General features: G+C 61.5%; 24 protein-coding genes. 12 read left to right on the forward strand and 12 right to left on the reverse strand.

From position 1 onward, the window contains the following. Positions 1 to 284 precede the first annotated feature (284 nt). The 3 genes from C4Q26_RS05625 to C4Q26_RS05635 are packed head-to-tail and all read left to right on the forward strand — an operon-like array spanning position 285 to position 2,144. Positions 285 to 1,274 carry a 2-hydroxyacid dehydrogenase gene (locus tag C4Q26_RS05625; RefSeq protein ID WP_027906905.1) on the forward strand — a complete coding sequence of 330 codons (990 nt, stop codon included), beginning with the start codon at positions 285 to 287 and terminating at the stop codon, positions 1,272 to 1,274. Between the two features lie 31 nt (positions 1,275 to 1,305). Continuing rightward, a complete protein-coding gene (locus C4Q26_RS05630; RefSeq protein WP_023379147.1) occupies positions 1,306 to 1,743 on the forward strand; it encodes a hypothetical protein in 438 nt (145 codons plus the stop codon). Then, positions 1,740 to 2,144, forward strand: coding sequence for an META domain-containing protein (locus tag C4Q26_RS05635; protein WP_023379145.1), 405 nt, complete (start codon positions 1,740 to 1,742; stop codon positions 2,142 to 2,144). The genes C4Q26_RS05630 and C4Q26_RS05635 overlap by 4 nt, the downstream gene beginning before the upstream one ends. Before the next feature lie 56 nt (positions 2,145 to 2,200). On the opposite strand, the gene C4Q26_RS05640 is transcribed toward C4Q26_RS05635, so the two are convergent. Next, positions 2,201 to 2,665 (reverse strand): TlpA disulfide reductase family protein, encoded by a 465-nt coding sequence (locus C4Q26_RS05640; RefSeq protein WP_023379143.1) that lies wholly within the window; start codon positions 2,663 to 2,665, stop codon positions 2,201 to 2,203. 85 nt (positions 2,666 to 2,750) lie between these two features. Here C4Q26_RS05640 and arsC point away from each other — a divergent pair, with 85 nt between their 5' ends. From arsC to C4Q26_RS05655, 3 genes are read left to right on the forward strand one after another with little or no spacing between them, the layout of a single operon-like run. After that, a complete protein-coding gene (gene arsC, locus C4Q26_RS05645; RefSeq protein ID WP_023379141.1) occupies positions 2,751 to 3,104 on the forward strand; it encodes an arsenate reductase (glutaredoxin) in 354 nt (117 codons plus the stop codon). Beyond that, the gene (wrbA, locus tag C4Q26_RS05650; RefSeq protein WP_023379139.1) at positions 3,101 to 3,706 is read left to right on the forward strand and encodes an NAD(P)H:quinone oxidoreductase; all 606 of its coding nucleotides are present in this window, start codon (positions 3,101 to 3,103) and stop codon (positions 3,704 to 3,706) included. Before arsC ends, wrbA begins: the two co-directional genes overlap by 4 nt. Beyond that, positions 3,699 to 4,112: a DUF2069 domain-containing protein gene (locus tag C4Q26_RS05655; RefSeq protein ID WP_023379138.1), complete on the forward strand. Its 414-nt coding sequence runs from the start codon at positions 3,699 to 3,701 to the stop codon at positions 4,110 to 4,112. The genes wrbA and C4Q26_RS05655 overlap by 8 nt, the downstream gene beginning before the upstream one ends. A 32-nt stretch (positions 4,113 to 4,144) precedes the next feature. Here C4Q26_RS05655 and C4Q26_RS05660 read toward each other — a convergent pair whose 3' ends face one another. Further along, complete coding sequence (locus C4Q26_RS05660) at positions 4,145 to 4,816, reverse strand: DNA-3-methyladenine glycosylase I (protein WP_023379136.1); 672 nt, start codon at positions 4,814 to 4,816, stop codon at positions 4,145 to 4,147. 4 nt (positions 4,817 to 4,820) lie between these two features. Further along, a complete protein-coding gene (gene ttcA, locus C4Q26_RS05665) occupies positions 4,821 to 5,645 on the reverse strand; it encodes a tRNA 2-thiocytidine(32) synthetase TtcA (protein ID WP_023379134.1) in 825 nt (274 codons plus the stop codon). A gap of 284 nt (positions 5,646 to 5,929) precedes the next feature. Between ttcA and C4Q26_RS05670 the strand changes: the two genes are divergently transcribed. Together C4Q26_RS05670 and C4Q26_RS05675 are read left to right on the forward strand one after the other, a co-directional pair. Further along, positions 5,930 to 6,529, forward strand: a complete 600-nt coding sequence (locus C4Q26_RS05670; protein ID WP_104882089.1) for a Yip1 family protein — start codon at positions 5,930 to 5,932, stop codon at positions 6,527 to 6,529. A 127-nt stretch (positions 6,530 to 6,656) separates the two neighbouring features. Then, complete coding sequence (locus C4Q26_RS05675; RefSeq protein ID WP_023379132.1) at positions 6,657 to 7,151, forward strand: SprT family zinc-dependent metalloprotease; 495 nt, start codon at positions 6,657 to 6,659, stop codon at positions 7,149 to 7,151. A gap of 47 nt (positions 7,152 to 7,198) precedes the next feature. Here the strand turns inward: C4Q26_RS05675 and C4Q26_RS27835 are convergent, their stop codons facing one another. From C4Q26_RS27835 to C4Q26_RS05705, 5 genes are all read right to left on the reverse strand, one after another. Then, positions 7,199 to 7,816: a calcium-binding protein gene (locus C4Q26_RS27835; RefSeq protein WP_023379131.1), complete on the reverse strand. Its 618-nt coding sequence runs from the start codon at positions 7,814 to 7,816 to the stop codon at positions 7,199 to 7,201. Positions 7,817 to 8,045: 229 nt separating this feature from the next. Continuing rightward, positions 8,046 to 9,368, reverse strand: a complete 1,323-nt coding sequence (locus tag C4Q26_RS05690; protein ID WP_023379130.1) for a dicarboxylate/amino acid:cation symporter — start codon at positions 9,366 to 9,368, stop codon at positions 8,046 to 8,048. Between the two features lie 316 nt (positions 9,369 to 9,684). After that, positions 9,685 to 11,031, reverse strand: coding sequence for an ATP-binding protein (locus C4Q26_RS05695; RefSeq protein ID WP_104882872.1), 1,347 nt, complete (start codon positions 11,029 to 11,031; stop codon positions 9,685 to 9,687). Continuing rightward, positions 11,028 to 11,705 (reverse strand): response regulator, encoded by a 678-nt coding sequence (locus C4Q26_RS05700; protein WP_023379127.1) that lies wholly within the window; start codon positions 11,703 to 11,705, stop codon positions 11,028 to 11,030. Before C4Q26_RS05700 ends, C4Q26_RS05695 begins: the two co-directional genes overlap by 4 nt. 144 nt (positions 11,706 to 11,849) lie before the next feature. After that, positions 11,850 to 12,455 carry an outer membrane protein gene (locus C4Q26_RS05705; protein ID WP_023379125.1) on the reverse strand — a complete coding sequence of 202 codons (606 nt, stop codon included), beginning with the start codon at positions 12,453 to 12,455 and terminating at the stop codon, positions 11,850 to 11,852. A gap of 129 nt (positions 12,456 to 12,584) precedes the next feature. Between C4Q26_RS05705 and C4Q26_RS05710 the strand changes: the two genes are divergently transcribed. Next, positions 12,585 to 13,376: a dienelactone hydrolase family protein gene (locus tag C4Q26_RS05710; RefSeq protein ID WP_023379123.1), complete on the forward strand. Its 792-nt coding sequence runs from the start codon at positions 12,585 to 12,587 to the stop codon at positions 13,374 to 13,376. A gap of 320 nt (positions 13,377 to 13,696) precedes the next feature. Here C4Q26_RS05710 and C4Q26_RS05720 read toward each other — a convergent pair whose 3' ends face one another. Both C4Q26_RS05720 and C4Q26_RS05725 read right to left on the reverse strand, forming a co-directional pair. Next, positions 13,697 to 14,410, reverse strand: coding sequence for a DUF4225 domain-containing protein (locus tag C4Q26_RS05720; RefSeq protein WP_104882873.1), 714 nt, complete (start codon positions 14,408 to 14,410; stop codon positions 13,697 to 13,699). After that, positions 14,407 to 14,892: an Hcp family type VI secretion system effector gene (locus C4Q26_RS05725; RefSeq protein ID WP_104882091.1), complete on the reverse strand. Its 486-nt coding sequence runs from the start codon at positions 14,890 to 14,892 to the stop codon at positions 14,407 to 14,409. Before C4Q26_RS05725 ends, C4Q26_RS05720 begins: the two co-directional genes overlap by 4 nt. 232 nt (positions 14,893 to 15,124) lie before the next feature. On the opposite strand from C4Q26_RS05725, the gene C4Q26_RS05730 reads away from it, so the two are divergent. Beyond that, the gene (locus C4Q26_RS05730) at positions 15,125 to 15,826 is read left to right on the forward strand and encodes a 4'-phosphopantetheinyl transferase (protein WP_023379119.1); all 702 of its coding nucleotides are present in this window, start codon (positions 15,125 to 15,127) and stop codon (positions 15,824 to 15,826) included. A 3-nt stretch (positions 15,827 to 15,829) separates the two neighbouring features. Here C4Q26_RS05730 and C4Q26_RS05735 read toward each other — a convergent pair whose 3' ends face one another. Next, on the reverse strand, positions 15,830 to 17,437 hold the full coding sequence (locus tag C4Q26_RS05735) for an ATP-binding protein (RefSeq protein WP_104882874.1): 1,608 nt from the start codon (positions 17,435 to 17,437) through the stop codon (positions 15,830 to 15,832). After that, complete coding sequence (locus C4Q26_RS05740; protein WP_023379117.1) at positions 17,434 to 18,132, reverse strand: response regulator transcription factor; 699 nt, start codon at positions 18,130 to 18,132, stop codon at positions 17,434 to 17,436. The genes C4Q26_RS05735 and C4Q26_RS05740 overlap by 4 nt, the downstream gene beginning before the upstream one ends. Positions 18,133 to 18,886: 754 nt before the next feature. On the opposite strand from C4Q26_RS05740, the gene C4Q26_RS05750 reads away from it, so the two are divergent. Together C4Q26_RS05750 and C4Q26_RS28280 are read left to right on the forward strand one after the other, a co-directional pair. Continuing rightward, entirely contained in the window at positions 18,887 to 21,766 is a 2,880-nt protein-coding gene (locus tag C4Q26_RS05750) for a ribonucleoside-diphosphate reductase subunit alpha (protein WP_023379116.1), read from the forward strand. A 137-nt stretch (positions 21,767 to 21,903) separates the two neighbouring features. Then, positions 21,904 to 22,035 (forward strand): hypothetical protein, encoded by a 132-nt coding sequence (locus tag C4Q26_RS28280; RefSeq protein WP_256583383.1) that lies wholly within the window; start codon positions 21,904 to 21,906, stop codon positions 22,033 to 22,035. Positions 22,036 to 22,504: the final 469 nt, after the last annotated feature.

Raw genomic sequence — 22,504 nt, forward strand, 5'->3', positions numbered from 1 at the left:
GGTTTGGCGACGGGGTTGTGGCGTTTTTGAGAGCGAGCGCCGCCCACGCGGCGCATCGCGAGCAAGGCTCGCTCCTACGTTTATTTCAGGCCAATGAATCCTGTGGGCTTTGCGCGCGACCGTTTTCGGATTGTACAAACCAGGCGGTCGCGCGCGTCCGGCACAGACATAATTGGCCCTAAACAAACGTAGGAGCGAGCCTTGCTCGCGATGCGCCGCGTGGGCGGCGCTCAATCTACCCAACACCCGAGAAACCAAGCAAACGCTCACAAAGGACGCCAACCATGCGCGCACTGTTGTTCAGCAGCCAGCACTACGACCAGGAAAGCTTCACCCAGGCCGCCGCTGAAACGGCCCTGGACCTGAACTTCCAATCTGCCCGACTGACCCTCGACACCGCCCCGCTCGCACAAGGTTTCGAAGTGGTCTGTGCCTTCATCAACGACGAACTCGACGCGCGGGTACTGGAGCGCCTGGCCGCTGGCGGCACCCGCCTGATCGCCCTGCGTTCGGCTGGCTACAACCATGTCGACCTGACCGCCGCCCAACGCCTGGGCCTGACCGTGGTGAGGGTACCGGCCTATTCACCACACGCCGTGGCCGAGCATGCCGTGGCCCTGGTATTGGCGCTCAACCGCCGCCTGCACCGGGCCTACAACCGCACCCGCGAAGGCGATTTCACCCTGCATGGCCTGACTGGCTTCGACCTGTACGGCAAGACCGTCGGCGTGGTGGGCACCGGACAGATCGGCACCGCCTTTGCCCGCATCATGGCCGGGTTCGGTTGCCAACTGCTGGCCTACGACCCTTTCCCCAATCCCGAACTGCAGGCTCTGGGCGCACGCTACATGGCGCTGCCCGATCTGTTGAAACAAGCGCGAATCATCAGCCTTCACTGCCCGCTGACGGAGCAAACCAAACACCTGATCAATGCCCAAAGCCTCGCCCAACTGCAACCCGGCGCGATGCTGATCAACACCGGTCGCGGCGCCCTGGTCGACACCCCTGCGCTGATCGACGCACTCAAGCGCGGCCAGCTTGGCTACCTGGGGCTTGATGTCTATGAAGAGGAAGCACAGCTGTTCTTCGAAGACCGTTCCGACCAGCCGCTGCAGGACGATGTGCTGGCACGCTTGCTGACCTTCCCTAACGTGATCGTCACCGCGCACCAGGCGTTTCTGACCCGCGAGGCGCTGGACGCCATCGCCGCGACCACCCTGGAAAATATCATCCGCTGGGCGGCAGGCAATCCGCAGAATCTGGTCTCGGGTTGATGCTAGGATACGCGGCATTTCTGGAGGACCCATGGTCGAACACGATTTCCGCTACACCCTTTTCAATCCGCAACACACCCTGATCGAATGCCGCGCCCTGGTGCCGGGCCGTTACCAGGTCACTGGCAACGGCGGTTCGATGCACAAGGATGACGTTCTGCTGGTCACCCTCAAAGGCAGCAAGGACCTGTCCATGCGCCTGACCGTGGAAAGCGTGCGCCACCTGATCAATCCGCGCGGCCAATGGGTCGCCGTGGCCAGCGGCCCGGTGTTCAATGAGCTGGAGATCCTCACTTGGCAGGTCGCCTGCGATCACTGCGACGCCGTGCTGGACTTCGAGTTCGCCGTGGACGCCAAGCTGGGCAAGAAAGCCCGTCAACCGGCGGCCAGCGCCCGCATCGCAGAGCTGGGTTGGGCCAGCCGTGGCGACAAGCACCTGTGCCCGCGTTGCCAGGAGAGCGCCGAGTGAAGAATCTGCTGACCGGCGCGCTGATTGCCACCGGCCTGCTCGGCTGTGCCACCGAACCTTCGCAGCTGCAGCAGGAGCGCAGTTATGTGCTGGAGTGGATCGGTGAACGCCCGCTGATCGACTACAGCCACCTGACCCTGACCTTGGCCAGCGACGGCCGTGCCTATGGCAACGCAGGCTGCAACCACTGGTTCGCACCCTATACCCTCGATGGCCAGCAACTGCGCTTTGGCAAGGTCGGCAAGACCCGCAAACTATGCGCGCCCGCATTGATGGAGCAGGAAAAACGTTTCCTGCAGGCTCTGGAGACGGTGCAACGCTGGGATGTATCGCCCATCGAACAGATGCGTTTCTGGCCGGCCGAGGGCAAGCCGCTGCGTTTCTGGCCTGAGGAAGGTTGATGGCAACACCCGCCCTATCGCCAGCCAACCGGCGATAGGGCGGGCACTGGCCTGCATCAAGCGCCCTTGAGCGCCTTGATCTTGGCCTGCAACCCTTCGAGGGTCTGCTCGCCCATCAATTGCTCACGCACCTTGCCCTTGTCGTCGATGATGTAGGTCACCGGCAACGCCTCGCTACGCGGCAGGTCATAACGTTCGGCTGGGTCCTGGGCCAGCACGGTGAAAGCGATGCCGAGCGTCTCGGCGGCCTGCTTCAGGTCCTGCCCCTGCAAGCCATCGAAGTTGACGCCCACCACCTTGATACCCTCGCTCGCCCATTGCTTGGCCGCGGCGTTGAGCTCTGGAATTTCGGTCCGGCACGGACCACACCACTCCGCCCAGTAATTGAGCACCACCCAGTGCCCGTCGATCTGCTCGGCCTTCACCATCTTGCCATTTTGGTCCACGCCGTAGTCGGCACCGCAACCACCGAGCAACAGGCTCGCGGTGATGGCCAGTACTGCTGCCAAACGCCTTGCCATGGGTCAATCCTTCTCGAAGTTTCAAGCAAATGGGTCAGTCGCTGCGGTTAGAATAGCTGCCACACCCCGCTGGATGCGAACCAACATGACTGACTTGACGCTCTATCATAACCCGCGCTGCTCAAAATCCCGCGGCGCCTTGGAACTGCTCGAAGCACGAGGCTTCGCGCCAACCATCGTTCGCTACCTGGAAACACCGCCGGATGCCGCTACCCTCAAGGCACTGCTGGGCAAGCTGGGCATCGCCCCGCGCCAATTGCTGCGTACTGGCGAGGAGGAGTACAAGGCCCTTGACCTGGCCAACCAGGCACTCACCGATGCCCAGTTGATCGACGCGATGGTCCAGCACCCGAAATTGATCGAGCGCCCGATTCTGGTCGCCGGTGACAAGGCCGTGGTCGGCCGGCCACCCGAGAAAGTCCTGGAGATTCTGCCGTGAGTGAACCCTACGTTCTGGTGCTGTATTACAGCCGTCATGGCTCGACCAGCGAGATGGCCCGACATGTCGCGCGCGGTGTCGAAATGGCCGGCATGGAGGCGCGCCTGCGCACCGTACCGGCGATCTCCACCGAATGCGAGGCTGTGGCCCCAGACATCCCGGCCAGCGGCGCACTGTACGCCACCCTGGACGATCTGCGCCATTGCGCCGGCCTGGTGCTGGGCAGCCCGACCCGTTTCGGCAACATGGCCGCACCGCTGAAGTACTTCCTCGACGGCACCAGCAGCCTGTGGCTGGGCGGAGAACTGGTCGGCAAACCGGCCGGCGTGTTCACCTCCACCGCCAGCCTGCATGGCGGCCAGGAAACCACACTGTTGTCGATGATGCTGCCGCTGATGCACCACGGCATGCTGGTGATGGGCCTGCCCTACAGTGAGTCGGCGCTGCTCGAGACCCGCGGAGGCGGCACGCCATATGGCGCCAGCCACCATGCCGGTGCCGATGGCAAGCGCGAACTGGACGAGCACGAGATCGCCCTGTGCCGAGCCCTTGGCCAACGCCTGGCGACCACTGCCAAGGCCCTGGAGGCCGCGCGTGGCTAAAAAACCCAAGGTTCTGCCGCCACTGGCCTGGCTGGAGCCTCGCCTGCGCTTGACGCGGGCGCTGAGCCTGGCGTTTTTCCTTGGCCTGATCACGCTGTTGGCGGTGAACAATTTGTTCTTCGCCAACCTGCACGGGGCGCGGGTCGGGGTGATTCTGGCCATCGAACTGGTTCCCCTGCTGTTGCTGCTGCCGGGCATGCTGAAGGGCAGTGCCCGGGCGCATGCCTGGACCTGCTTCGTGGTGAACCTCTATTTCATCAAAGGGGTGCTGGCAGCGTTCGACCCAGCCCGAGCGCTGTTTGGCTGGGTCGAGGTGCTGGTGAGCCTGGGGTTGTTCGTCAGCGGCCTGCTGTTTGTACGCTGGAAGTTCCAGCATGAGCGGCGCCTTGCTGGCGAAGGGAGCTGAATTTCAGGGGCCGCCGTGCGGCCCCGAAAGCCTCAATGATTCACGGTATGCGCCAGCATCACCGACAGCTGGCACAATGGCCGCCCGCTCTCTTCGTGCCACTGGTTGAACGCTTGCTGCACCAACGCCAGGTCTCGCTGACTGGTCGGCGCCTTGTCGATGATGCCCTGGGCAATCAATGCCGCTGACATATCCTCGGTGGGGATGAACGTATCCTTGCCCACCATCCGCAGAAAACGCGGCGCCGAAAGGCCGCCCAACTGATTGCCATGCTTGGCCAGGTACTTCCACAAACCAACGATGTCGGTTACCGGCCAGTCGGCGATGAACGCACCGAAGCTGCCCTTGTCCTTCTGCACGTCCAGGATCATCTGCGCATTGCGTGGCACGCTCTTGAGCTTGCCCAGGTGGCGGATGATGCGCTCGTCCTGCATCAACCGCTCCAAGTGCTCGGCCCCCATCAGCACGACCTTCTCTGGGTCGAAGCCAAAGAACACCTGCTCGAAAGCCGGCCACTTGGCATCCACCAGGCTGTGCTTCAGTCCAGCACGGAACACCCGCAGGGCCAGGGTCGACAGGTAGCGGTCATCGCTGATGTCACGCAACTGCTCCGGCGACTTGGGCTGTGGCAGGAACGTCTCCAGCGCCTGGGCCGAGCCGAAGCGGTTCAGGCAGTATGTGTGCAGCCACTGGTAGTCGCGCATGGGCTCAGATGTTCAGCACGTCGAGGAAGCGCGGGGTGGCGTTCTCGTCGATCTTCAGGCTGGTGAAGTCGAACAGGTTGCGGTCGGCCAGCTGCGAGGGCGCCACGTTCTGCAATGCACGGAAGATGCTCTCGGTACGACCAGGGTGCTTGCGCTCCCATTCCACCAGCATGTCCTTGACCACCTGGCGTTGCAGGTTTTCCTGCGAACCACACAGGTTGCACGGGATGATCGGGAACGCCTTCATGTCGGAGTAGGCCTGGATGTCCTTCTCGCTGCAATAGGCCAATGGGCGTATCACCACATTGCGGCCATCGTCGGCACGCAGCTTGGGCGGCATGCCCTTGAGGGCGCCGTTGAAGAACATGTTGAGGAAGAAGGTTTCGACGATATCGTCGCGATGATGGCCCAGAGCCATCTTGGTCGCGCCGATCTCGTCAGCGAAGGTGTACAGGGTGCCACGGCGCAGGCGCGAGCAAAGGGAGCAGGTGGTCTTGCCCTCTGGCACCAACTCCTTGACCACCGAGTAGGTGTCCTTCTCGACGATGTGGTACTCGACGCCCAGCGCCTTCAGGTAGGCCGGCAACACGTGCTCCGGGAAGCCTGGCTGCTTCTGGTCCATGTTCACCGCGACGATCTCGAACTTGATCGGCGCCACCTTCTGCAGGTGCAACAGAACGTCGAGCATGGTGTAGCTGTCCTTGCCGCCGGACAGGCAGACCATGACCTTGTCGCCATCCTCGATCATGTTGTAGTCGGTGATGGCTTCGCCAGCGAGGCGACGCAGGCGTTTTTGCAGTTTGTTCTGGTTGACCGAGAGGGTGCCCATAGCGCTTGGATCCGCGAGGTGTGACAAAAGCCGGCTATTTTACGCACAAACCGAGCCTGGGCGTAGGGCTTAGCCAGTGAAAGACATGCAATTCCGATAAAGGCCCCAAGGTAATCAACACCCGTCTTGACAGCGCAATTTGCTCTAAAAAGTCGGTTTTGTGCGTGGAACGGCTTCCTATACTGCGACTTAAGGCCACATTACCGCTTGCATCGGTGTTCAGGCCTCAGGCCGCTTGCGCTCCATTTGGGGGGCGGTTGGCAACATTGAGAGGAGTGACCGGCATGATTCATCACGTTGTTGGGCTGTTTACTCATCCCGACCAGGAATGGCGGGAAATTCGTGGCGAGGAAGAAAGCATCAGCCACATGTACCTGACACACACTTTGATCCTGGCAGCGATCCCTGCCGTATCGGCATTCATCGGCACTACCCAGGTCGGTTGGGTCATCGGCGACAGGCCGGCGGTGATGCTGACCATGGAAAGCGCGCTGTGGATGAGCATCATGTCCTACCTGGCGATGCTCGCCGGGGTGGCGGTGATGGGCGCCTTCATTCACTGGATGGCCCGCACCTACGACGCCAACCCTTCCATGGCGCAATGCATCGCCTTTGCCACCTACACCGCGACCCCCCTGTTCCTCGGCGGCCTGGCGGCACTCTACCCGCACCTGTGGCTGGGCATGCTGATCGGCACCGCGGCCATCTGCTACACCGTCTACTTGTTGTATGTCGGCTTGCCGACCTTCATGAACATACCGTCCGACGAGGGCTTCCTGTTCTCGAGTTCGGTATTGGCAGTGGGGCTGGTGGTCCTGGTGGCTATCATGGCCGCCACGGTCATCATCTGGGGCTTGGGCGTGGGGCCCGTTTACACCAACTAGATCCAACCAACACTGGGGCATCAAACCAAGGGCCGCCGCAAGGCGGCCTTTGGCTGTCTGCTGACCGGCGGCTCGGCAAGCCGCTTTTGCTTGCGGCATAATGCCCGGTCAGGAGAACCACCCCGCCATGCCAGAGCTGCTCAAACAACGCGTCGAAACCTGTTACCAGCAAGCCGAAGCCTTCTTCAAACGCCCCTTTGCACGCCCCGAAGTCAGTTTCAAGCTGCGCGGGCAGAAAGCTGGCGTCGCCCACCTGCACGAGAACCTGCTGCGCTTCAACCTTCAACTGTACCGTGAGAACCAGGAAGACTTCCTGCGCCAGACCGTGGCGCACGAAGTGGCGCACCTGGTCGCTCATCAATTGTTCGGGGACCGGATCCAGGCCCATGGCGAGGAATGGCAGTTGATCATGCGCGGGGTGTATGAACTGCCCCCTCATCGGTGCCATAACTATGAAGTGCAGCGGCGGGTGGCGACACGGTACATCTATCGGTGCCCGTGCCCGGGGAGTGATTTCCCGTTCACCGCCCAGCGGCACAAGCTGGTGCGCCAGGGTCGGCGTTATCTGTGCCGGCGGTGCCGGGAAATCCTGGTCTACAGCGGGGAAACCCGCGTCGAGTGACCCCGGCGGCAGCGAAACGTCTCGTCCAGTTGCCGTGGGGCTTACGATCAGAGCAGCAGATCGTCAGCGGTGAAGGTCTTCACACCGACCAATTGAATCTCGAAATCTACCTGGGGGCCATGGATGCTGCCCGACAGTATTTCGTTTTCGAAACGGATCTGACCTTTGTCGGTGAACGCTTCGCTGCCAATGTAGGTCAGGGACTCCAGCCCCGAGGATTGCGCCAAGCCTCGCAGATCGACGCGATCACCCTCGGCACCGTTGAAGTCGGTGATGATATCGCGCTTCTGGCCAACGCCCATGTCCACCAGCTTGGCGAACACGAACAGATCAGCCCCCCTGCCACCACTGAGAATATCGGTGCCAGGCCCACCTTCGATCGCATCATCGCCCTGGCCGCCGAAGATGACATCGTTGCCAGTGTCGCCGATCAGGACATCGTCATCCTTGCCGCCATGCAGGTAATCGTGGCCCTTGCCGCCGTCGATCACGTCGCTACCCTTGCCGCCACGCAGGACGTCAGGACCGTCGCCACCTTCCAGCTCATCGTCGCCACCTTTACCGAGGATGACGTCGGCGTCATCTCCGCCCACCAGGCGGTCATTGCCCTTGCCACCGACAAGTACACTGTCGGTGTGGTTATTCAGATCATTGGATTGAGTCATTACCTTGAATTCCTGTAAAGCCGAAAATTTAACCTGCTGTAATGCGAAACAACGTTCGCGTTGCCATTGCAGTGAGGTCGAATCTAGCAACAACGGCTGACAGACATCAGGTAACCAATCGGACGTACAGGCGCGAAAAACACACTTCTCGGGTAGGACATTTCCCCCCTAAAAACAGAACAAAAAAAGCCCATCCGAAGATGGGCTTTTCAACACTACAAGCGCTCGATCAACGGGCCGGGCCTTCAGCCACACCCAAGTCGTCGGTCGGACGAGTGTCGATCAGCGGCGCACCGCCGGATGCCAGTTCGGCGGCCAGGGTGTCGTTGTCCATTTCCTTGACCCATTTTGCCACGACCACGGTGGCGACGGCGTTGCCGATCAGGTTGGTCAGGGCGCGGGCTTCGGACATGAAGCGGTCGATACCGAGGATCAGCGCCAGGCCGGCAACTGGCAGGTGGCCAACAGCCGACAGGGTGGCCGCCAGGACGATGAAGCCCGATCCGGTTACGCCCGCGGCACCTTTGGAAGCCACCAGCAGCACCAGCAGCAAGGTGATCTGATGGGTGATATCCATGGTGGTGTCAGTAGCCTGGGCGATGAACACCGCAGCCATGGTCAAGTAGATGGAGGTGCCATCGAGGTTGAACGAATAACCGGTCGGGATGACCAAGCCGACTACCGACTTCTTGGCGCCCAGACGCTCCATCTTGGCCAGCATGCGTGGCAGGGCCGACTCCGAAGAGGAAGTACCCAGTACGATCAGCAGCTCTTCACGGATGTAGCGAATCAGCTTGAGGATGCTGAAGCCGTGGGCACGGCAGATGCCGCCCAGCACGATGAGGATGAACAGCAGGCAGGTGATGTAGAAGCAGGCCATCAGGTAGCCCAGCTGTACCAGCGAACCCACACCGTATTGACCGATGGTGAAGGCCATGGCGCCGAATGCACCGACCGGCGCCAGCTTCATGATCATGTTGATGATGTTGAACATGACATGGGCGAAGCGGTCGATCAGGTCCAGCACCGGCTTGCCGTAGCTGCCCAGGCGGTGCAGGGCGAAGCCGAACAGCACCGAGAACATCAGCACTTGCAGAATATCGCCGTTGGCGAAGGCGCCGACGATGGTGTTCGGAATGATGTTCAGCAAGAAGCCGACCGTCGTCTGCTGCGCGCCGGCGGCGGCATAGGCGGCCACGCTGCTGGCATTCAAGGTGCTGACGTCGACGTGCATGCCTGCGCCCGGCTTGACTACGTTGACGACTACCAGGCCGATGATCAGGGCGATGGTGGAAACGATTTCAAAGTACAGCAGCGCGTAGCCGCCGGTCTTGCCGACCGACTTCATGCTCTGCATGCCGGCGATACCGCTGACCACGGTGCAGAAGATGATGGGCGCGATGACCATCTTGATCAGTTTGACGAAACCATCACCCAAAGGCTTAAGGGCGACGCCGGTTTCGGGGTAGAAATGGCCGAGCAGGATGCCGATGGTGATGGCAACGATCACCTGGACATACAGGGACTTGTACAGCGGCTGACGTGTCGTCATGGCTAATTTTCCTCAAGTGTGCCGGCTTCACCCTTCCCAGGGTGTCGGGGCACCTGAATCGCTAACCCTCCTGCACCCGGAGGGATTTGTCGTTGTGTTCGAGCTGCCTGGGCAGGCCTCTGACAAGTCCAATAGCAAGGGCGATGCCAAAATGCCCATGATGGGTGCAAACCCTGTATTCACGAGGTGAAAACGCCCAAGAGCAGGGCAGAAAAATCCGGAAGGCCTGGCGGATTTCCGCCCGATGGCGGAATTTGAACAGGGTGGTTGGCGGGAATCCGCCCGCACCGGCGATGGGGCCGGCACTGCCAGCGGCTCAATCAAGCCGGAAGATGATCAGGAACGCTGCGCCCCCCAGCGCCGACGCCTCCAGGCTCAGCTGCGCGTCATAGCTGTCGATGATGTCCTTGGCCACCGCCAACCCGATACCTTGCCCCGGATGCTGGCGGTCCAACCGCTCTCCGCGCTGCAGAATGCGCTGGTGCTGATCTGCCGGTACGCCGGGCCCATCGTCCTCGACGCACAGCACCAATTGCCCTGGGGCTTCCCGAAGGCTTACGCGGACGTTGCCCAGGCATAGCCGGTAGGCGTTCTCCAAGAGGTTACCGAGCAACTCCAGCAAGGCACCCTGTTCCATCGGCACGAACGCCTGCTCGGCAAGGTCCAGGTCAACGTGCACACGCTTGTCCCGATAGACCTTGTCCAACGTGCTGCACAGGCTGTCGAGCACCGGCCGCAGCAGGACCTTGTGGCGCACCAGGCCACTCTTGCGCAGGCTGGCGCGTTGCAGCTGGTAGTCGATCTGCTGGCTCATGCGCTCGATCTGGCTTTGCAAGACCCGCCCCTGCTCGCGCTCGCCACTGCCCTGCCCAAGGCTTTCGCCCACCCCTTGCAAGACTGCCAGCGGAGTCTTGAGGCTGTGCGCCAGGTCGCCCAGTGAGTCGCGGTAGCGCTGGCGCTGCTCACGCTCGCTGCGCAGCAAGCGGTTGAGCGACCCGGTCAGGCGCAACAGCTCGCGGGGATGCTCAGCGCTGAGCCCGTCACGCGTGCCCGCCTCCACCTCATCCAGCTCGTGACTGAGCCTGCGCAACGAGCGCAGGCCCCAGGTCAAACCCGCCCAGAGCAACCCGAGCAAGGCCAGCAAGGCCGCACCGAAGCCCAGGTAGAGCTTTTCGCGTAGGCCATCGAGGGTGTGCTGGTACTCGCGCACTGACTGCAAGGCGACAATGCTGTAGGCCGCGCTCTGGCCGCCGAGCAACTTGATTTCCACGTCGTAGACGAAAAACTCCTCGCCATCGCGCTGGCGAATACGCGCGAATTCGTTGCCACGCCCGTCATAGCGCGGTTGGTAATTGATGTTCTGGTCGGCCGTGGCGCGCGAGCGCCAGACCAACTGGCCGCTCCGGTCGAAGATGTAGCCCAGCAATCCGGTGTACGGCAGGTTGTAGCGCTCGTCCGGCAACAGCGTCGGCATCTGCAATTGGCCGTGCTCGATGCGAGCCGCGGAAATCAGCGTGGTCACATCCGACGCCAGACGCTGCTCGATGGATTCCTGCAGCGCCAGGCTGAACGCCTTCTGCAGCGCCGGTAGCAACGCCAGCATGAACAGCAGTGCCAGCAATGCCGCTGCCAGCATCAGGCGCACCCGCAGTGAACGAATCATCGGCAGCGCTCGGTGAACAGGTAGCCCAGCCCGCGTACCGTATCGATCGGTTTGAACCCACGGTCCCCCTCGAGCTTGCGACGCAGGCGACCGACCAGCACTTCTATAACGTTCGGGTCGCGCTCTTCGTCATCCGGGTAGAGCTGCTCCATCAGCCGATCCTTGGCCACCACCTGCTGATGATGGCGCATGAGGTACTCGAGAATACGGTACTCGTAGGCCGTCAGGCTCAAGGGGTTGTCGTCCAGGGTGGCCTGCTTGCGGTTGAGATCCAGCACCAGCGGCCCGGCGGCAATGGTGGATTGGGTGAAACCACTGGAGCGACGCAACAAGGCGTTCAGGCGTGCCTCCAGCTCTTCGAACTGAAACGGCTTGACCAGATAGTCGTCGGCACCGGCGGCCAGGCCTTCGACCTTGTCCTGCCAGTTGCCGCGCGCGGTGAGGATGAGAATGGGGAAGGTCTTGTCCTGGCCGCGCAACCGGCCGATCAACTCAAGCCCGCTCATGCCCGGCAAGCCCAGGTCGACGATGGCCAGGTCGAAGTGGTATTGCCCGGCTTGGTACAGCGCCTCTTCGGCATCGGCCACGGCCTGGACCACATGGCCGCTCTCGCCCAGGCGGGTGTGCAGGTGATGGCGCAGCAGCGCTTCGTCCTCGACCACCAGCAGTTTCATGGGGGTTCTCCTTGTCATTTGCTGCTTGTAGCGCCCCTATCGCCGGCAAGCCGGCTCCTACCAGGGCGGTGCTGTCCCTGCAGGAGCCGGCTTGCCGGCGATCAGGCTGCTACAGATTACCAGTGATGCGACATGCAACGGTCTTCAGAACTTGTAGTTGGCCGACAGGTACGTCTGGGCGCTACTGGTCAGGCGCAGGGTGCCATCCTTAGGCCCACCATGGTCGCCGACTTCGGTGCTGGCATTGCTGCGCAGATAACGGTAGCCCAGTTCAACCGAAGCCCTATCGGTCAGCTCCTGGATCACACCGGCCTGCAAGCCGACCGCGTAGCCGTAGTCCGTGTCACGACGGGCACCCGGGGAGTCCTGCGTGAGCTTGGTCATGCCCGCGCTGGCGCCACCGAACAACTTGGTGGTATCTCCCACCGGGAGGAACAGGTCGTAGCTGCCGAGCAGGTTTTCCTGGCGAAGCTTGTAACCGCTGTGGTCACCCGAGACGTTGTCGTAGGTCATGTAGTAGCGGCCCTGGTCGTTGATCCGCCCCAGGCGCACGCCCCAGGTGTCGTCCTTGCCGATGATGCCGTCGGCATTGAGGTGGTCGGTGTTGCTTTGCAGCAGGCCGGACTTGCGGACCTTGTCGCTGGTCTGGCCATAGGTCAGGCTGGCGAAGTTGTCGTCGGCCTGGGCGGTCACGGTGAAACCTGCGGCGCAAACGGCCATGGCGGCAATCAGGGAATTGAGCGTTTTCATGGATTCGTACTCCAGTTGGGTGCGCTGTTTCTGTCTGGAAGCTAGAGTAAGCAGAGCGCCCTGAACCGCGGCTGAACCCTGGCTGAACCAGGGCTGAACGAACCGTTTGCTGAACAAGGAGTACTGAGCATGCGTGCCCTGCTGGCTTTGACCCTGTTGTGCAGCGCCGCCGTGGCCCAGGCGGCGGTACAGACCCGTGAGATCCCCTACCAGGATACCGACGGCAATCGCCTGATTGGCTACTACGCCTATGACGATGCCGTCGAAGGCAAGCGCCCGGGTATTCTGGTGGTGCACGAGTGGTGGGGGCTGAACGATTACGCCAAGCGCCGGGCTCGTGACCTGGCTGCCTTGGGCTACAACGCGCTGGCCATCGACATGTATGGCGATGGCAAGCACACCGAGCATCCGGATGAGGCCAAGGCCTTCCTCGAGGCCGCGATGAAGGACCCCGAGGGTGCCATCAAGCGCTTCGACGCGGGTCTGGAACTGCTGAAGATTCAGCCGAACACCAACAAGCACCAATTGGCCGCCATCGGCTACTGCTTCGGCGGCAAGGTGGTGCTCGACGCCGCACGGCGTGGGGAGAAACTCGATGGGGTGGTGAGTTTCCATGGTCCGCTGGCCACCCAGACACCAGCCAAGCCCGGCGTGGTCAGGGCCAAGATCCTGGTCGAGCACGGCGCGGCCGACAGCATCGTCACCGAGCAACAGGTCACGGCGTTCAAGGAGGAAATGGACAGGGCCGGGGTCAGTTACGAATTCGTCACCATCCAAGGCGCCAAGCACGGCTTCACCAACCCCGACGCAGACCGCATGAGCCATGGTGAGCATGGCGGGCCGGACATCGGCTACAACAAGGCGGCGGACGAAAGCTCGTGGGCGGACATGCAGGCGTTTTTCAAGAAGGCGTTTGATTGAGGATTGTTGGGGCCGAACCAGCGCATCAGGGGGCGGCCCCTAATCGTCCAATTTCGAAGTGAACGCCCATATATGGAAAAATACCATGACACCGCAGAGGATAATGACAGTCCAAGCTTCGACGGGGTGAGGGGATTCTTGGGAAAACCCAAACACCCCTTCCCCCCCCATCACTTCCCTATAAACACACCCCATGATTGAGCAATAAGCAAGTGCAAAAAACACCTTCCATCCACTGACCAGCTCTCTGAAAAATGACCTATTCAGTATCAACCTCAGAATCACATCGCATACGACAAAGACCAGAAAACCAACCAACTTCATTTACTGTACTCCTCCATGAGTTGCTTAAACGTCAATACAGACGCGCCAATTTCAAGTGAAAGCCCCTTGATTCCTAGCTGCCTGTACTTTCGCTCCTTGTCGGTATCCAAATATTTATAAAGACGCCAAGCGCCTTTCCTAGGAACCTTGTGCCACAAAGCCCGCCCAGAAAAAATGAGATCAGCACTGTAATAAGCAATGTTCCCCTCGCGCTCGCCATACCCCATTGACTTGGCGGCATCCTGATATATTTCTCGGACAGGCCCCACTACATCAGTGCGCCCTTCATACAACCCCAAGGCATTCTCATAGACATTGTTTCCGCCATGTGCGATCAAGGGCCCTCCATGGAACACGCACGCTGCACCGAGGCTGCCTATACAACTCGTCAGACCTGTGGATACCTGCGAAACACCACCGGCTATGCCACCAACCTGCGTGAAAACACGATGGGCCTCCGAGAACAAACTCTTTTGTTCCGCCTGAATGCGCTCAAGCCCCTCCTCCGGGCTGATGCGCCGCTGGATGACATCGTCCAGGACCCGCCGCGCGTAATACGCCAACTCCCGATTGAATTGCATACGCAATCCGCGATCTTGCAGGTAACGCGCACTGACGCTGCAGCCGTAGCCAACCAGCCCGGAGGCAGCTGTGTTGAGCTCCCAAAACGCTTGATCCAGACGCTCGCCAAAATCGTCCTGGCGACTCATGGCGTTTCTTCCCAGGCAGCATGCCCCGTCGTCCCAGCCGTATGATGAATCCAACTGATCGAGCGATAACTGATGAGCAGCCGCTCTTCGGCCTCCTGATCGGACATCAATATCGCGTGTGGGACATCAAAACTCTGGGCGACGATCACGGCGCCCTCCAGCTTTACCGAAAAGTACCTTTCCTGATGACCCGCTGGATGAAAGCGATAAAGGTGTATGTCACAGCGGACCACTTCGCGGCTGTCCACGGCTTGGGCCAACAAGGGACTGGCCTTGTCAACCAGCTTGGTGATCATCACTGGACGATGGATGGCACGTTGTGTACTGCCTGGATTGGCAAGCTCGTGACTGTAAGCCAGCACCAAGATTTCATCCTGATGCAAAGACTGGCATTTGTTACCAATGGACGGCTGCGAATTGCAACCTGCCGAAATCAGGCCTTGTCGTTCACCGACGATGCTCATGTATCCGTTGACAGCCATGGACGAATCTCCCGAAAGGTGAATGACCAAAGCCTACGTAACCGAGAGCCGACCGTATGTCGGCTGCGTCTGAATTTCGTTCCAGTTGTTTTAAACGCAAAGTTCACCCGTGCATTCGAGCGCACAGTCTCTACTTCCCTACGGCAGGTTCGCCGGCGTCTCAGAGGTTATGGCCAGCCACAGGGCGATTGGGCGACTCCCGAAGAGCCTTCGGCACTGGCACAATACCGCCATGAACACACTTCCAAACTGCTGCGCCCCGCTCCAGTACCACTGGCCCCTCCCCAGCCCGCTCCCCGGCGCGGTGCTGGTCAGTTGCGCCTTCGACCCCGCGCGCCTGGCCGCCGACGACTTCCAGCGTGCCGGCATCGCGCAAAGCGCCAGCCTTCAGCGCTCGGTCGCCAAGCGCCAGGCCGAATACCTGGCGGGACGCGTATGCGCCCGGGCCGCGCTGCAACGCCTGGATGGTCGTGACTATGTGCCCGGCACCCACGAGGATCGCTCGCCGATCTGGCCCCCGGGTATCCACGGCTCGATCACCCACGGCAAGGGCTGGGCTGCCGCCGTGGTCGCTGCCGATGGCAGTTGCCAGGGACTGGGGCTGGATCAGGAGAGCCTGCTCGACGACGAGCGCGCCGAACGCCTGATGGGCGAAATCCTGACCCCAGCAGAGCTCGAGCGCCTGGACCGGCGCCAGCTAAGCCTGACCGTCACCCTGACGTTCTCGCTCAAGGAAAGTCTGTTCAAGGCCCTGTACCCCCTGACCGGACAGCGCTTCTACTTCGAACACGCCGAACTGCTGGAGTGGTCCTCGGAGGGCTCGGCCCGCCTGCGCCTGCTCACCGACCTCTCCGCCCAGTGGCGCCACGGTATCGAGCTGGAGGGCCAGTTCTGCCAGCACGAAGGCCACTTGCTCAGCCTGATCAGCGTCTGAGGCCTACAGCGGCGCTTGCTCGCGGGGCCAGTTCAAGCTGAAGCATGCGCCGCCCAGTGCTTCACTGCGCCCTACCGTTGCTCGTCCGCCATGCCAGTAGATGATCCGCCGCACGATCGACAGCCCCAGGCCATGCCCGCCCGAGGCACGGGTGCGGCTGTCGTCCAGGCGGGTGAACGGGGTGAAGATGCGGTCCCAGTAACCTTCGGGAATGCCAGGCCCATCGTCTTCCACATCGATACGGCAGCGCTGCTGACCCAGTTGGTAGCTCACGTGCACCTGCGAGCCGGCATGACGCAGGGCATTGCCCACCAGGTTCTGCAAGGCACGGTGCAGGTAGCGGGGCTCGGCCTCGACCCACGCCTGTTGCTCGGCATCGCACTGGCACTCCCCGCGCACTACGCTCACGTCCGCGCGCAACGGCGCCAACTCTTCGATGACCCGATCGAGCAAGGCATCCAGGTCGACCCGCTGGAACTTCAGCGCTGGCGCGCCCTGCTCCAGTCGGGCGTAGGTCAGCATCTCATCGACCAGTTTATCCAGGTCCTGGATATCACTGTCCATGCCAGCCAGGTGCTTGGCGCGGGCCTGTTCGGTGCTGGCGCTTTCGATCATCTCAAGGCCGAAACGCAAGCGCGCCACCGGGGTGCGAAGCTCATGGGAGACTGCCCGCACCAGCTCTCGCTGCATGCTCAACGAGCGTTGCAGGTGCTCGGCCATGCCGTTGAACGCAGCGGCCAGACGCCCCACCGAGTCGGCGTCACCTGCCGGCACGCGGGTATCCAGGCTGCCTTGGGCGATGCGCGTGGCGGCGATCTCCAGCCCTGAAACGCGCCGCTCCAGCTGTCGTACCAGCAGATAAACCACCAGGCCAATCAGGCACAAGCCCAGGAAAGTGATCAGGATCAGCAGCTGTGGCGGGTAGGGGTTGAGCTGGTACAGCGGGCCAATCTCCAGTACCCAGGGCGAACCCGCCAAGCCGGCGAACACCCGGATCGAGTCGCCGTCCTTGCCCAGCGCCATGACCGTATCGCCCTCCTCCACCCGCCGCCGCTGGTCGTCGTCCAGTCCGACCCGCTCCAGGCGCTGCAGGGCGATGTCGAAGCCGAACCCCTTGCTCTGTTTGATTTCGGCCAGGCGCCGTTGCTGCTCGGTCACCGGGTAACGCACCAGCTCGTCGGCCAGCAGGTACAGGGTGGCCCGCGCCAATTGCTCGCTGACCTGGCTGACCTGCGCCACCAGCAGCAGCTCTTCGCCACCCACCTTGCGCAACACCTGGGCGGCATGCGGCCCTGTCTTCACCACCACCACCAGACCACGGTACAGGCGCGCCCGCTGGCCGCCATCCAAGGTGCGCGCCGACATCGGTTGCAGCGACAATGGCACCCCCAGCAAACGCTCCCACATCACTAGCGAACGCTTGCGCTCGACCTCGGACTGCTGGGCCAGGTTATCGGCCATCAGGCTGAAGGTACCTTGGGCAAGGTTCTCACGGTGCTGACTGGCGCGCACCTGGTTGACCAGGTGCAGGCTAAGCACACCAAGCACCGCCACCAGCACGAGCACGGCAAGCATGCCGCCATAGATACGCAGGAAGATCGAGTTGTTCATGGGCCCTCGCCGACGAACAGATAGCCCTTGCTGCGAAGGGTCTTGATCAATCGCGGGTGGATGGGGTCGTCACCGATCTTGGGGCGTATCTTGGAAATGCGCACATCGATGGAGCGGTCCTGACCGTCATAGCCGACACCACGCAAGGACGTGGAGATCTGTTCGCGGGACAGTACCCGGCCGGCATTGCTGGCGAGCAACCAGAGCAAATCGAATTCAGCGCCGGTCAGGTCGATCAGTTGATCGTTGAGCCAGGCTTCGCGCAGTCGGTTGTCGATTCGTAACCCGCCGAAGGCCAGGTCCGGACGCTTGCTGTCTGGCGCTTCGCTGCGCCGCAACAGGGCCTGGATCCGCGCCAGCAACAGGCGTGGGCGTACCGGCTTGCACACATAATCGTCAGCGCCCAGGTCCAGGCCCTGGACCTGGTCGAGCTCGTCGCTGCGGGCGGTGAGCATGAGGATCGGACCGGCATACTGACCGCGCACCCGGCGGCAGATGCTCAGGCCATCCTCACCTGGCAGCATCAGGTCAAGAATCACCAGGTCTGGCTGGCTGTCGACGATACGCCGCACGGCGCGCCCGCCGTCGCCCTCCACCGCCACCTCGAAGCCGTTGGCCTGCAGGTATTCGGCGGTAAGCTCGGCAAGACGCTGGTCATCCTCGACGATGAGGATGCGGTTCGGTGGCTGGTCCATGGCCGGGTCTCTTGGTTGTTGTTCTTTATTGACTGCCTGCGCTTGACCTGTGGGTGCGGGTTGACCCGCGAAAAGGCCTGCACAACTGACACATTTGCTGCGGATACTACGGCCCGCTCCACGACACTGCCAGCCTCACCCGAAATGGCCCTCGACTGAACCGATTTTTGTGATAGGGTTCGCGCCCGCAAAATTCTGCCCGGGGGCAGCGAGACGCAGAAAAATAGTGCAAACCTCTTGGTACAAGGCCTACAGCGCATACCCACTATTCACTCACAAAGTACGCACAAGTTATCCACAGTCGCCATCCTTGCAAAGGCCCCGATACCGCATTATCTTGTATCCCCATCGCAGCGAACCACTAGATATTGGGGTTCGCGCAAAATCACAAACACAAGTCGGCGCAGGATTTCAAGCGAAATTTCTGGCTGAACTTCAGGTGATTTCAGCAGCCAAACCGCTCCTGCGGAGGCGTCCGAGGCAAGCCCATGCAGGGCATTGTTCGGGCATGGGTGTTGCAGGCCAAGCCTGACATCCATCAGCAACAGATTTTGGGCAACGCCCAGAACCTTTGACTTCGGCCAGGGAGCGGCAGGTTATTGCCCCTTATTCCTGAGTCTGTCCCGAAGTCGGTACGCCCGAGCGGGCGGATGCGCGTGCACGTCGCATCCCCCTGGGCCATCGAGCAAGCGGACGGAACGGTGGGCGCCCAAAAGGCGCCTGAACAATATAGAAACTGTGGAGACACCCACCCATGCAAACCGAGACAACTCGCGAGAACCCGCAGGCCCAGGCGCCGCAGGCCGCCGATTCCAACCAGGATCTGGCTGCCACCGCCCCTGGCCAACTGCGCGTGATCAAGCGCAACGGCACTGTCGTCCCCTACACCGACGACAAGATCACCGTGGCCATCACCAAGGCGTTCCTCGCAGTTGAAGGCGGCACCGCCGCTGCCTCGTCGCGCATCCACGACACCGTCGCGCGCCTGACCGAGCAGGTCACCGCCACGTTCAAGCGTCGCATGCCATCGGGTGGCACCATCCACATCGAAGAAATCCAGGACCAGGTCGAACTGGCCCTGATGCGTGCTGGCGAGCAGAAAGTTGCCCGTGACTACGTGATCTATCGCGAGCAACGCGCCAAGGAGCGTGCCACCCGCGCCCACACCGACGCCGTGGTCGAGCCGCACCCGTCCATCCGCATCACCCTGGCCGATGGCAGCCTGGCACCGCTGGACATGGCCCGTCTGAACACCATCATCAGCGAAGCCTGCGAAGGCCTGGCCGAAGTCGATGGTGAGCTGATCCAGCGCGACACCCTGAAGAACCTGTACGACGGCGTGGCCATCAAGGACGTCAACACCGCCCTGGTGATGACCGCCCGTACTCTGGTCGAGCGCGAGCCGAACTACTCGTTCGTCACCGCCCGCCTGTTGATGGACACCCTGCGTGCCGAAGGCCTGGGCTTCCTGGGCGTGGCCGACAGCGCCACCCACCACGAAATGGCCGAGCTGTATGCCAAAGCCCTGCCGGCCTATGTCGAGAAAGGCGTCGAGTTCGAGCTGCTGGACCCGGCCCTGAAAGGCTATGACCTGGAGCGTCTGGGCAAGGCCATCGACCACGAGCGTGACCAGCAATTCACCTACCTGGGCCTGCAGACCCTGTACGACCGCTACTTCATCCACAAGGATGGCGTGCGCTTCGAGCTGCCGCAGGTGTTCTTCATGCGTGTGGCCATGGGCCTGGCGCTGGAAGAGAAAGACAAGGAAGCCCGTGCGATCGAGTTCTACAACCTGCTCTCGTCGTTCGACTACATGGCTTCGACCCCGACCCTGTTCAACGCCGGCACCCTGCGTCCGCAGCTGTCCAGCTGCTACCTGACCACCGTCCCGGACGACCTGTCGGGCATCTACCACGCGATCCACGACAACGCCATGCTGTCGAAATTCGCCGGTGGCCTGGGCAACGACTGGACTCCGGTACGGGCACTGGGCTCCTACATTAAAGGCACCAACGGCAAATCCCAGGGCGTCGTGCCGTTCCTGAAAGTGGTCAACGACACCGCCGTTGCCGTCAACCAGGGCGGCAAGCGCAAGGGTGCCGTGTGTGCCTACCTGGAAACCTGGCACCTGGACATCGAGGAATTCCTCGAACTGCGCAAGAACACCGGTGACGATCGTCGTCGTACCCACGACATGAACACCGCGAACTGGATCCCTGACCTGTTCATGAAGCGCGTCTTCGACGACGGCAAGTGGACCCTGTTCTCGCCATCGGAAGTGCCTGATCTGCACGACCTGACCGGCAAGGCCTTCGAAGAGCGTTACGAGTACTACGAAGCCCTGACCGAGTACAACAAGATCAAGGTATTCAAGACCATCCAGGCCAAAGACCTGTGGCGCAAGATGCTGTCGATGCTGTTCGAGACCGGCCATCCGTGGCTGACCTTCAAAGACCCGTGCAACCTGCGTTCGCCGCAGCAGCACGTGGGCGTGGTCCACAGCTCGAACCTGTGCACCGAGATCACCCTGAACACCAACGCCGATGAAATCGCCGTGTGCAACCTGGGTTCGATCAACCTGCCGAACCACATCGTCGATGGCAAGCTGGACACCGCGAAACTGGCGCGTACCGTCAAGACCGCCGTGCGCATGCTCGACAACGTGATCGACATCAACTACTACTCGGTGCCGCAAGCGCGCAATTCGAACTTCAAGCACCGTCCGGTCGGCCTGGGAATCATGGGCTTCCAGGATGCGCTGTACCTGCAGCACATTCCTTACGGCTCGGACGCTGCCGTCGAGTTCGCCGACAAGTCGATGGAAGCGGTCAGCTACTACGCCATCCAAGCATCCTGTGACCTGGCCGACGAGCGCGGTGCCTACGAGACCTTCCAGGGCTCGCTGTGGTCCAAAGGCATCCTGCCACTGGACTCGCAACAGATCCTGATCGAGGCCCGTGGTGCCAAGTACATCGACGTCAACCTGGAAGAGTCGCTGGATTGGGCGCCGGTGCGTGAGCGCGTCAAGAAAGGTATTCGCAACTCGAACATCATGGCCATCGCGCCGACCGCGACCATCGCCAACATCACCGGCGTTTCGCAGTCGATCGAGCCGACTTACCAGAACCTGTACGTGAAATCGAACCTGTCGGGCGAATTCACCGTGATCAACCCGTACCTGGTGCGCGACCTGAAGGCCCGCGGCCTGTGGGACTCGGTCATGATCAACGACCTGAAGTACTACGACGGTTCGGTGCAGCAGATCGAGCGTATCCCGCAGGAGCTCAAGGACCTCTACGCCACCGCGTTCGAAGTCGAGACCAAGTGGATCGTCGACGCCGCCTCGCGTCGCCAGAAGTGGATCGACCAGGCTCAGTCGCTGAACCTGTACATCGCCGGCGCCTCGGGCAAGAAGCTGGACGTGACCTACCGCATGGCCTGGTACCGTGGTCTGAAAACCACCTACTACCTCCGTGCCCTGGCCGCGACCAGCACCGAGAAGTCGACCATCAACACCGGCAAACTCAACGCCGTTTCCAGCGGTGGCGACAGCACCCCGGTCCAGGCTGCCGGCCCTGCGCCAGTGCCGAAGGCCTGCGCGATCGACGAGCCTGACTGCGAAGCCTGCCAGTAAGGCTCAGTGCCGCAGGGGTGCCTTTGGGTGCCCCTTGCGGCATTTTTGTATCCGCGTCACGGAGAAACCTCACCCTTTGCCCTGCGCTCTGGCGCTTCGGTAAAAGGGACAGACCCCTCTCCAAGAAGGACATCCTCATGGCGCGGAAACAAGTGGCAATACGCAAGATCGGTCGCAACGCTGAAACCGGCCGCTTCACGTCGGTCGAAGAAGCACGCAGGCATCCCAAGACGCATATCGTCGAAACGCTGCATAAGCAGCGCAGTTGACTCGGTGTTCTTGGTAGCGGCCTTGTATCGCGAAAGGGTCGCGAGGCGCGCCCCTGATCTCGGCGTCATCAATGCGATTGGGGGCCCGCTTAGCAAGCCCTTCCGCGACATGAAGCCGCTTCTACAAGCGGTGGCGCCAACCCAATATCCTGTGCAGAAAAAATAATAAGGCACAATATGTAGTGCTTGTTTGTTTTTGCCGCTACACTCTTTCACCGTAGAAAACGACACGAGCTTCGTGAACGGACGCGCGTAAAACCGGTCGAAAAAGTTACCCTCGCCCGCGCGACACGCACCCCGATCGAAGGCGAAATCCGGTATACTGCGCCCCCTCTGAAAAGGGCCCATTCTATTGTCCTGGCCCCTCTGCGAGGACTGGCCAGGTACAAGCCAGAACACACTCAGATGTAACGAGAGTCAGCCTCTCGAGCTGTCCATTCGCCGTAACGGCCTTGCGTCAGGCATCACA

The sequence above is a fragment of the Pseudomonas sp. SWI44 genome, from assembly GCF_002947915.1.
Classification (GTDB): Bacteria; Pseudomonadota; Gammaproteobacteria; order Pseudomonadales; family Pseudomonadaceae; genus Aquipseudomonas; species Aquipseudomonas taiwanensis.